We start from the raw sequence: 10,411 nt of genomic DNA, 5'->3' as shown, positions 1-10,411 counted from the left end.
CCTAGAAGACTGCTGAAAATCTCGGGTTCTGGCCCCGGCTCGGTGGAGTCGGGGCCAGTCTTGTAGGCATGCAGGGGGAATGGGCCGGGGAGCTGGTTGGGCCGGATGTGTGGGAGACCTGCCGGGAGTTGATCCCGGCAGGGAGTGTGTTCGCGTTCCTGGCCGAGCATCGCGAGGTGCTGTTCCCGCCGGGGATGTTCGCGGACATGTATCCCTCGTCCAACGGGCGTCCGAGTCTGCCGCCGCAGGTGCTGGCCGCGACGGTGGTGCTGCAGAGTCTGCACGGGCTGTCGGACTTCGAGACAGTCCAGGAGCTGCGGTGTGACCTGCGGTGGAAGGCGGCCTGCGGGCTCGGCCTGTACGACACCGCTTTCGACCCGTCGCTGCTGACGTACTTCCGGCGTCGGCTGCGTCACTCGGCCGACCCGACGCGGATCTTCACTAAGGTCAAAGAGGTCGTGGCCGCGACCGGCGTGCTGAAGGGCAAGCAGCGGCGGGCGCTGGACTCCACCGTCCTCGATGACGCGGTGGCCACCCAGGACACCGTCACCCAGATCATCTCCGCCGTCCGCCGGGTGATCCGTGAGGTCCCCGGCGCGGAGGAGATGGCGCAGCAGTGGTGCACAGCGCACGACTACACCGACCCGGGCAAGCCGAGGATCGCCTGGGACGACGAGCAAGCGCGCGCCGCGCTGGTCGACGCGCTGGTCACCGACGCCCTCAACCTGCTCGGGCACCTGCCCGAACAGGGACTGGGCGAGAGGGCTGCGAACGCGGTGGGCCTGCTGGCCCTGGTCGCGGGCCAGGACGTGGAGCCGCCCGAGGACTCCGACGGGCGCGACGGCCGCTGGCGCATCGCCCGGCGCACGGTGGCGGACCGGACCGTGTCCACCGTCGATGCGGACGCGCGGCACATCCACAAAAACCGAACTCGTCACCAGGACGGTTTCAAAGGGCATGCGTCCTTCGAGCCGGAGACCGGGCTGTTCACCGCGGTTGCCCTCACCAGCGGCTACGGCCCCGACAACCACGAGGCCGCTGTCGCCTGCGATCTGCTGGCCGACGAGGACGAGGGCAGTGAGTTAACCGTGCTCGGCGATTCTGCATACGGCACCGGCGACCTGCGCGCACACCTGACCGCCGACGGCCACACCCTGGTGATCAAGCCGCCACCGCTGCGGCAGGCCATCCCCGGCGGCTTCACCATCGACGACTTCCACATCGACTCGGCGGCCGGCACCGCGACCTGCCCGGCCGGACACACCGCCAACCTCGGGCAGGTCAAGGCGGACGGCGCTCGCACCGCCCAGTTCAAGCGCGTGTGCGCCGACTGCCCCCTGCGCGGACGCTGCACCACCTCCAAGACCGGGCGCAACCTCAACGTCCACCCCCAGCACGAACTGCTCACCGCAGCCCGCCACCAGGCTGCCACCGACCCCGTCTGGCAGGACGAATACCGCAGATGGCGGCCCCCCGTCGAACGCGCCATCGCTTGGTTGGTCGCCAAGGGAAACCGCCGGGTCCCCTACCGCGGCGTCATCGCCAACAACCTCTGGCTCCACCACCGCGCCGCCGCCCTCAACCTCCGCCGACTGATCAACCTCGGACTCACCCGGGCCAACGGCAACTGGCACCTCACCCCCGCCACCGCATAAGCAAGAAGGGCCGCCCGGCCTACGGCCGGACAGCACCCGACAAGATCTTCAGCAGTCTTCTAGACCCGACGGCCTGTTGCGGAGGCGAAGCCCAGCCAGGTGTGCCGGTTGCCCGCCCAGCACCAGCCCACCTTGGGGGCGTTGTGGCGCTCGCGGCCGTCTCGCCCGGTGCCGTTGCTGATCCAGATTGCCGGGGTGCGGGCGTCCAGGGCTCCGTTGGTTTTGCGCAGCCGGGATCCGATGGTCATGAAACAGCGGTTGCGCTCCAGGACAGTGGGCTGCTGCATCACCCAGTGGATTCCCTCGGTGAGCAACAACGGGGTGCTGGCCCGTGCGGTGAGAGCGGGCAGCGCTTCTTTCGGGCTCCAGTTGGCCGTCCCGTCGCCGCGGTCGAGACCGGTGAGCAAGTAGAGGGGCGCATCGGGCAGCGCGACCGTTTCGAGTGGGGCGAAGAGGTCGACGTCGGGCATGTCGGTGACGACGAAGCCCGGCTTGCCCTCACGGCGGAGCAGCGGCGCGAGGGCGGAAGCAGGGGCTCGGTCCGGGTGGACAGCGAGCAGGGTGCCGTCGACGGACGCAGGAACCGCGGCAGCCTCGGCGAAGGTACGCATCTCGGCGGCGGACAGTCCGGCGATCTCGTGCACCCCCAGCTCGATCAGACGCTCGGCCTGCACGTTCAAGGCCGGGAGCACCGGGGGAACGCCGGAGGCGACGGGCATGGTTTCGGGGGGCATGGTTTCGGGCACGGTGCTCCCTGGGGCAGCGACGCGGACGGGACCAGAGGGAACGCGGCGTCCCGCCGAAACATTCCCGCCGCTGCCGGCTCCGTCCCTCGCGTCGGCGGCCGGTGTGCCGACGGCAGTATCGAGGGGGCAGCGTTCTGCTGGACCCGAGCGTCAGCGAGCCGGGCAGGGGAGTACCCACGAGCAGGAGCCCCCGGCCGGGTGCGGTGCCTCCGGGCCGCTCCGTGCTCCACCTACTCGTTCGACTGCGCTCGAACCGGCTTGCGGACGTCGTGGAGTGAACTGCCGGAGCCGGCCCGGGACCGGCTGAGGACGCTGAAGCGGCCATTGGTCTCCAGGATCACCGCGGTGACGTCCTCGACCGCGCCGATGCCCTTGGAGCGGATCGCCTGAAGCACCTCGCTCTCGGTGACCCGCTGCCCGGCCATGGCGTCGTTGAGCATGCGCCCGTCGCTCAGCAGCAGTGTCGGCTCCGCCTTGATCAGGCACCGGAAGCGGCGGGAGCGAACCGAGGCCCTGGCACTGACCAGCTGGAGGACGACCAGCAGTGCCAGGGCGAGAGCCTCCTCGGCCAGGGAGACATCGCGGTTGAGGAGGATGGTGGCCAGGGTCGAGCCCAGGGCCACGGTGACGACCAGTGCGTCGGGCGTCCGCCCGCAGACTGTCCTGCCCCGCGATCCGAGAGGATTCCCCCACCGCTGTCTCTCGTCTCCGGCCAAATGGACGATCTCGTCCGCTTGCCAGCCTACGCTCGGCGCCACGATCCCCCGCACGGCAACTGGTGGCGAAGGTGAGAACGCAACGATGGACGACCGCACGATGAAAGCCGTACTGTTCGACCGCTTCGGCGGCCCCGAGGTGCTGTATGTGGGCCGGGTGCCACGTCCCGGGCCGGCACCCGGCGAGGTCCTCGTGCGCGTGCGCGCGTTCAGCGTGAACGGCGGCGAACTGGTGGCCCGTTCCGGTCGGGCCCGCCTCGTCACCGGCCGGAGGTTCCCGCAGCGCATCGGGCTGGACTTCACTGGTGAGATTGCCGCACTCGGCACCGGCGCGATCGGCGTAGCGGTCGGCGACCAGGTGTGGGGCGTCCTGGGCCGCAGCTCCGGATTCGGCAGCGCCGCCGAGTACGTGACGGTACGGCCCGAGCGGCTCGGCCGGGTCCCGGACGGGCTGGACCTGGTGGCCGCTGCCGCGCTGCCGGTGGCCACCACGGCCGTCACGGCCCTCCGCGACAAGGCCGCACTGCGCCCCGGCGAACGGCTGCTTGTACGGGGCGCGGCGGGCGGCGTCGGCAACGCCGCCGTTCAGCTGGGACAGGCGTACGGTGCCGAGATCACGGCCCTGGCCCGCGCTGCCAACCTCGACTTCGTCCGTACACTCGGTGCCCACCACGCCGTCGACCACCGGACCGTGTCCCCCGCGGAACTGGGACTGTTCGACGTGGTCCTCGACACGGCGGGCACCGACCTGCGTAGCGTAAGGCGGATGCTGAAGCCGGGCGGACGCATGGTCACCATCGCCTTCGACCTGACGCGGCCCGCCGCCTCGCTGGGCTACATCGCGGCCAGCGCCGTCCACGGACGCGGCCGGGTGCGCTTCTTCAGCGGCAACCCCGAACGTGCGCTCTTCGACGACCTCGCCCGCCAGGTGACAGAGGGGAAGCTGCGGCCGGCGGTGGACACGGTCTTCCCGCTGAAAGAGACAGCGGCCGCGCACCGGGCGCTGGAGGCGGGCGGTGTGCGGGGCAAGTACGTGGTCAGGGTCGACTAGGGATTGTTGGGAAGGTGCTGGTCACAGCCACTTGTTGAGGACTGCAACCAACACGGTCGCCTCGTAGCGGACGGCGAGCTTGTCGTATCTCGTGGCCACGGCCCGGCGGCGCTTGAGGCGGTTGATCCCGCACTCGACGGCATGCCGCGCGCGGTAGTCGGTTTTGTCGAGCTTCGGCGGCCGACCGCCTCGGGCACCGAGCTTCTGGCGGTTGCGGACGCGGTCGGCGGGGACCGGGATGGTCGCCTTGATCCCGCGTCTGCGCAGGTGGGCCCGGTTGCGGCGGGAGTCGTACGCTTTGTCGGCCCGCACCCGGTCCGGCCGCCTGCGGGGCCTGCCCGGACCAAGGCCGGGGTACCCGGATGGCTTCCAGGACCGGCTCGAATTGCGGCGAGTCGCCCCGCTGGCCGGCTGTGATCACGACGCTCAGCGGCTTCTGCCGCTGCTCGACGGCAAGGTGGATCTTGGTGGTCAGGCCGCCCCGGGAACGTCCGGGACCATGGTCGGCTGGTTCAACGGCAATGCCGCCGGGCGGTTCCTCTTGCAGATCCCTTTCTTCGAGGCCTCGGCGGCGTGCTGGTGGGCCCGACAGACGGTGTAGTCGATATTCACGTCCCAGGTGGTCAGGCCCTTCGCGTCCGCCTGAGCGTGGAGCTGAGTGACGAACCTGGCCCAGGTGCCATCGCGCTGCCAGCGCCGGAACAGGTCGTAGACCCGCTCCCAGGGCCCGTAGCGTTCCGGCACATCACACCAGGGAGTCACCGGTACGGGTCCGCCACCGCATGCCGTCTATCAGCTGCCGTCGCGTCCACACCGGCGGACGGCCCGGCTTGATGCCCTGCGGCAACGACGCCTCAAGTTGTGCCCACTGTCCATTCGTCAGATCACCGCGCCCCGCAGGGCGTGATCATCCACGACCAGGATCCACTTTCGCGACAGACCCTAGCTTTGGTCGTCTCGTCGAGAGAAGGAGAACCCGAATGAAGCGCCGTACCCTGTTCCGCGCCGCGCTGGGAACCACCGCGGCCGTCGCCGCGGGCGGCGGGCTGAGCGCCCTCGCCGTGCCCACCGCGTCCGCCGCCTCCACGGGGGCACCCGCTCGCCGGACCGGCGGGCTTCCCCGAGTACGCCTACCTCCGCACCCTGCCGACCCCCTCGCAGCTGTCGTACAACCCGACCGGGGGATCATCTTCCCCTGCACTCGCGGCGTCTACGACCGGCTGAGCTCCCCGCTCGCCCGCTACTACGTCTACTACGGACCGCACGACGCGCCGGGCGGCGAATCTGCCTGGCCTACAGCGACTCGCTGGCGGGCCCGTACACCGAGTACCCGGGCAACCCCCTCGTGGCCGACCGGTGGTCCCCGCACTACTCGGTGAGCCACGTCACCTCGCCCCACGTCATGGGGAACGCCGAGGCACGCGAGACGTGGAGGTACTTCCACGGCGAGGACACCACCACCCGCCTCGCCCGCTCGAAGGACGGCATCCACTTCACCTACGACCGGACGGTGCTGACCACCTCGATGCTGCCCGCCGGGACCACCGGGACGTCCTACGCCCGGGGTCTTTTCGCACCGCCTGGCCGACCGCGGCAGCCGGTACCTGACGGTGTTCATGGTCAACGACACCAGCGACCGGCGCTCCACCGGCTGGGGCTGGTCCGCCGACGGCGGAACCGGACGTACTCCCAGGAGCCGCTGGCCCGGCCGCAGCAGGTCGGTGCGGTCGACCTCAGCGGGCCGCACCTGCCGCACCGCGACGACAGCACCTACGTCGTCTACCACACCGACAAGGGCAGCGGCGGGAACATCCTGATCACGGAGGTCGGCAACGGCTTCGACCGCCGCAACCACCTCGGTGTGTTCCACCGGCCGATGGCGGGCGGGTCCGACGACGGCCGCTCCGCCGCCCCCAGCTTCGGCACCGACCGGGGCGTGGAGTACATGGTCTACGAGGCCGGCGAGCGGCTGACCGGATCGATCGCGGTGGCCCGCGCCCGCCGACCGGGCACGGGGCCCGGTGGGTGCCGTCCGGGCCGGACGGCACCCACCGGGGGAGGTGCTCAGGGGGCGCGGTACTTGGCGAACTGGTGCAGGGTGGCCTGGGCGAAGGCCAGCCGGCGGTCCAGCCGCTCCTCCTGCCACAGGTACTGGGAGCGCAGGTAGCGGAAGTCGAGTGCCGCGCGGTGCTCGCCGTGCCGGCGCCAGACCGTCCGGCGCGGACAGCCCCAGACGATCAGCTCGGTGGTGTCGCCGAGCGTCACCAGGGTGATCAGCAGCGAGACCGCGAAGAACAGCAGCCACAGCGGCAGCAGCAGGACGAACCCGAGCCAGCCGAGCACCGTCCCCTTGCACCCGGTCACCGGCGGTCCGCCGTCCGCCGGTTCGAGGCGCCAGAAGGCCCGCCGCGTCCAACGGGTACGGCCCCGGGTGATCGCCCCCAGCTCCGCTCCGTTCGGGTCCCGTACCGCGAACCGCCGCGGCTCGCCCTTCGGCAGTGCCTCCGGCCGGACCTCGCACAGCACCCGCGCCGGGTCGTGCGGATCATGCAGCACCAGGACGGGATGGTCCTCGTGCTCGGCGGACAGGGCCGCGGTGCGCTCCTCCACCTCCATCACGGTCGTCCGGCTCGCCGCCTCCAGCAGCCTCACCGGCTCCGGCGGCGCGTCCGGCTTCGCCAGCGAGATCCGGGCCAGCGACGCCTCCGCCCGGTGCTCGCCGTCGGGCAGGATCATGAAGCACTCGCCCTCCGGCCACAGCCCGGAGTGTGAACCGGAGGTTCCGCTCACCTCCACGGTGAAGTCCGTCCTCGTCATCTGCCGCTCCTGTCCGCCCGGTTGCCGTCCGCGGGAGATTGTGCCAACCCGGGGCCGTCCGCGGCAGGGTGCGTGGCGCGCGGATCGGCCGGACGCCCGGGGCGCCGCGCGGACGGGAAGCGCCCGCGCGCAGGTCGGCGCACCTCGGGGAGGTCGATGCCGTGGCCGTGCGGCAGACGAAAGGGGAACGCCCCGGACCGCTGCGAGGGGCTCCGGAGCCGGAGGGGCCGCCGGCGCCGCTCAGTCGCCGAGGGCGCCCGCGCCGGTCGGTTCGGCCAGCTCCTCGTACTCGACCCGGACGGTGCGGTCCAGGCGGTGGTGGAACTCCTCGGCCTCCTTCGCCGAGGCGTGGTGCGAGAGCACCAGCGCCGGGCAGCCGGAGTACTCCGGGCAGCCGAAGGGGCCGGGGGGAGCGGCCGGCACGGGGCCGGGGAGAACGACGTCACCCGGCGCCAGCAGGGGCACCACGTGGTCCACCCGCGGATCCGACGCCACCTCGCCCAGACCGCAGACCGTCCGCAGCACACCGGAGCCGCCGGGCCGCACCGGGTAGACCGCCGCCGCTCCGCGGGCCCGGGGCTCCGGATGCCGCGGTTCCTGTCCGACGGCCAGCCGCAGCGTCTCGGCGGCCAGGTCGACCCCGGTGGTCCGCTCGGTGACGTAGTGGGAGACCCCGTGACCGCCCAGGCGGACGTCGGTTCCCAGCAGGCAGGGCTCCATGCCGCCCCGCAGCCGCAACCGGGTGTGCGTGGGGCCGTCCGCCACCCGCAGCGCGCGATGCGCGTCCACCACCGCGGCGACCACCGCGTCCCGCACGGAGGCGGGCAGCGCCGTCGGCACGCGGTGCGTCGGCTCAGCGGTGCGCGGGACCGTCGGGGACCCCTTCTCCCCGACGGCGAGGACCCGTACCCGGCCGCGATGGACGAGCGACTCGACGGCCAACTCAGGACCGTCCGGGATCTCCTCCACGACCAGACCACCGGGCGGCACCGTGCCGCCCGGTGGTCTGCGTGCCGCGTCGATCGCGGCGTCGAGTTCGGCGGCGGACTCCGCCCGGCGCAGTCCCGGCCGGGAGAGTCCCCGTGCGGGCCCGACGAGGACGGGCGGTCCCAGCCGGTGGGCCGCGGCGCGGCCCTCGTCCCCGGCCCCGCCGTGCAGTACCACGGACGCGGGCGTCCGCACTCCGGCGGCCCGGAGCGCTGACCGGGTCAGCCCCTGGTCGTGGAGACGGGCGGCCACCCCGGGCGGCAGCCCCGGGAGCCCGAGCGCGTCGGCGGCCTGGGCCGTGAACGGCACCGCCGGGCCGTGCAGCGTGACGACACCGTCGAACGGGGCACGGGCGTGTCGCCGGCGCAGTTCCGCCAGGGCCCCGGCCGGGTCGCCGTCCACGTCCAGCGGCAGTACCTCCACCACCGCCGGGGGCAGCTCCCCGGGGCGGGGCGTGCCGCCCGCACGCGGCACGAGGACCACGTCGATGCCGGCCCGGTGCGCGCCTTCGAAGATCCAGGGCAGCGCGACCCGTTGCTGAACCAGGACGACGGTGGGGCGTGCCACGGGAGGTGCTCCTGACTCGGTACCCGGACCGGCGGCCCGGTACCGCGGGTGAGGCGTGCGCGCGGTGGCCCCGCGCGCGGGGACCACGGCGGCCCTCCGGCCCCGGCGGCGCCCCGGAGCCACCGCCCGGCGGCCGACCTGTTAAGGCGTCGCACATCCCGGGGCTCCGCGAGCGCCATGTACAGGCCAGGACGCCCGGACATGAAGGAGGAAGCCGCCGTTGTCCCTGCGGTCCTTCTGCCCGGAACAGGAGCCACCACCCGTGACCGTTCCCCTCGCGCCCCCGGCCGCACGCTCCCCGTACACCGCCGCCGACCCGCCCCTCGGCTCCACTGCCCCCGAGACGGGCGACGCCGCCGCCCGGTACACCGTCTCCCTCGCCCGCGATCCGGCCGAGGTGCGCGCCGCCCAGCGGCTGCGCCACGAGGTGTTCGCCCAGGAGTTCGGCGCCCGCCTCGACGGCCCCGAACCCGAACCGGACGCCGACGCGTTCGACGCCCACTGCGACCTCCTGCTGATCCGCGAGTCCGCCACGGGCAGCGTCGTGGGAACCTACCGGTTGCTCGAGGTGGGCCGCTCGTGCGTGCACCCCGACCATCGTGACGGCGCCGTCATCGCCCTGATGTGGGCCCGGATCGCGCGCTACCTGACCGACTCCGGGCACAACTGGCTGGCCGGCTGCTGCTCGGTACCGCTCGCCGACGGCGGACGGACGGCCGCCGGGGTCCGCCGCCGGGTCCTGGAACGCCATCTCGCGCCCGAGGCACACCGGGTGACCCCGCACCGCCCCTGGCAGCCGCCGGCTGACGTGGAGCCGCTGGGACGCGCGGACCTGCCCCCGCTGCTGCGCGGCTACCTGCGCCTCGGCGCGCGGGTGTGCGGCGAGCCCGCCCACGAACCGGAGTTCGGGGTTGCCGACTTCTACGTGCTGCTCTCGCTCCGCGACATCGGCCCCCGCTACCTGCGGCACTTCCTCTCCCTCGACCCGGCATGACCGCCCGCCCCCCCCGTTATGTTTTTCGTGGTCCTGCAAGAGGGCCGCTGGCCTCCGGGCCCGGCATGACTGTGTCCCCCTGTCGAAGGCATGACCTGGGGGGTGGTGTCACCGGGCCTGGGGGTGTCGTCGGAGACGCTGATGAGAGGTCTGGCTACCGTCCGGTCCGGCGCAATGCCGGGCAGTTCGCGGGCGGCAGGTCTGTATAACGTGGATGCGCGCGCACGACACCACTGCCGAGGCCGGCACCGCCAACCCCTGGGAAGGGCGCGATGTTCGACACCGAAGACGTAGGGGTGTTCCTGGGCCTGGACGTCGGCAAGAGCGCCCATCACGGGCACGGGCTCACCCCGGCGGGGAAGAAGGTCTTCGACAAGCGGCTGCCCGACAGCGAGCCGAAACTGGGGGCCGTCTTCGACAAGCTGGCCGCGAAGTTCGGTACCGTCCTGGTGGTCGTGGACCAGCCCGCCTCCATCGGCGCCCTGCCTCTGGCCGTGGCCCGTGATGCCGGCTGCCGCGTTGCCTACCTGCCCGGCCTGGCCATGCGCCGGATCGCCGACCTCTACCCGGGGGAGGCGAAGACCGACGCCAAGGACGCCGCGGTGATCGCGGACGCCGCCCGCACCCTGCCCCACACCCTGCGCGCGCTGGAACTCACCGACGAGATCACCGCCGAGCTGACCGTCCTGGTCGGCTTCGATCAGGACCTCGCCGCCGAGGCCACCCGCACCAGCAACCGGATACGCGGCCTGCTCACCCAGTTCCACCCCAGCCTGGAACGCGTCCTCGGCCCGCGCCTGGACCACCGGGCCGTCACCTGGCTCCTGGAGCACCACGCATCCCCCGGCCGCCCTGCGCAAAGCCGGCCGCCGCAGACT

General features: G+C 72.5%; 7 protein-coding genes and 3 pseudogenes. 5 read left to right on the top strand and 5 right to left on the bottom strand.

The features are described from left to right. Positions 1-68: 68 nt before the first annotated feature. The gene (locus H300_RS0121175) at positions 69-1,655 is read left to right on the top strand and encodes an IS1182 family transposase (RefSeq protein ID WP_051270267.1); all 1,587 of its coding nucleotides are present in this window, start codon (positions 69-71) and stop codon (positions 1,653-1,655) included. A gap of 59 nt (positions 1,656-1,714) precedes the next feature. Here H300_RS0121175 and H300_RS0121170 read toward each other — a convergent pair whose 3' ends face one another. Continuing rightward, positions 1,715-2,389 carry a DUF5701 family protein gene (locus tag H300_RS0121170; RefSeq protein WP_078516201.1) on the bottom strand — a complete coding sequence of 225 codons (675 nt, stop codon included), beginning with the start codon at positions 2,387-2,389 and terminating at the stop codon, positions 1,715-1,717. A gap of 242 nt (positions 2,390-2,631) precedes the next feature. Further along, positions 2,632-3,024 carry a YetF domain-containing protein gene (locus H300_RS28455; protein ID WP_051270266.1) on the bottom strand — a complete coding sequence of 131 codons (393 nt, stop codon included), beginning with the start codon at positions 3,022-3,024 and terminating at the stop codon, positions 2,632-2,634. Positions 3,025-3,202: 178 nt separating this feature from the next. On the opposite strand from H300_RS28455, the gene H300_RS0121160 reads away from it, so the two are divergent. After that, positions 3,203-4,168 carry an NAD(P)-dependent alcohol dehydrogenase gene (locus H300_RS0121160; RefSeq protein WP_028428984.1) on the top strand — a complete coding sequence of 322 codons (966 nt, stop codon included), beginning with the start codon at positions 3,203-3,205 and terminating at the stop codon, positions 4,166-4,168. Between the two features lie 21 nt (positions 4,169-4,189). Here the strand turns inward: H300_RS0121160 and H300_RS30675 are convergent. Continuing rightward, a pseudogene (locus tag H300_RS30675) lies at positions 4,190-5,051 on the bottom strand (IS5 family transposase). A 97-nt stretch (positions 5,052-5,148) separates the two neighbouring features. Between H300_RS30675 and H300_RS30670 the strand changes: the two are divergent. Further along, positions 5,149-6,164, top strand: a pseudogene (locus tag H300_RS30670) (hypothetical protein); the annotation flags it as partial. Between the two features lie 68 nt (positions 6,165-6,232). On the opposite strand, the gene H300_RS0121140 reads toward H300_RS30670, so the two are convergent. Both H300_RS0121140 and H300_RS28445 read right to left on the bottom strand, forming a co-directional pair. After that, positions 6,233-6,985, bottom strand: a complete 753-nt coding sequence (locus H300_RS0121140) for a hypothetical protein (protein ID WP_028428982.1) — start codon at positions 6,983-6,985, stop codon at positions 6,233-6,235. A gap of 240 nt (positions 6,986-7,225) precedes the next feature. Then, positions 7,226-8,539, bottom strand: coding sequence for an ATP-binding protein (locus H300_RS28445; RefSeq protein ID WP_037981378.1), 1,314 nt, complete (start codon positions 8,537-8,539; stop codon positions 7,226-7,228). Positions 8,540-8,801: 262 nt separating this feature from the next. Here H300_RS28445 and H300_RS28440 point away from each other — a divergent pair, with 262 nt between their 5' ends. Then, positions 8,802-9,533, top strand: coding sequence for a GNAT family N-acyltransferase (locus H300_RS28440; protein WP_078516200.1), 732 nt, complete (start codon positions 8,802-8,804; stop codon positions 9,531-9,533). A 272-nt stretch (positions 9,534-9,805) separates the two neighbouring features. Beyond that, a pseudogene (locus tag H300_RS28435) lies at positions 9,806-10,411 on the top strand (IS110 family transposase); the annotation flags it as partial.

The sequence above is a fragment of the Streptomyces sp. TAA040 genome, assembly GCF_000424845.1.
The sequence above is the reverse complement of the archived record's forward strand: the minus strand, read 5'-3'. Positions and strand labels throughout refer to the sequence as shown.

Bases quoted from the DNA above. Each gene is read 5' to 3' on its own strand.
- H300_RS0121140 (WP_028428982.1), bottom strand. From the start codon at position 6,985: ATGACGAGGACGGACTTCACCGTGGAGGTGAGCGGAACCTCCGGTTCA.
- H300_RS0121160 (WP_028428984.1), top strand. From the start codon at position 3,203: ATGGACGACCGCACGATGAAAGCCGTACTGTTCGACCGCTTCGGCGGC.
- H300_RS0121175 (WP_051270267.1), top strand. From the start codon at position 69: ATGCAGGGGGAATGGGCCGGGGAGCTGGTTGGGCCGGATGTGTGGGAG.
- H300_RS0121170 (WP_078516201.1), bottom strand. From the start codon at position 2,389: ATGCCCCCCGAAACCATGCCCGTCGCCTCCGGCGTTCCCCCGGTGCTC.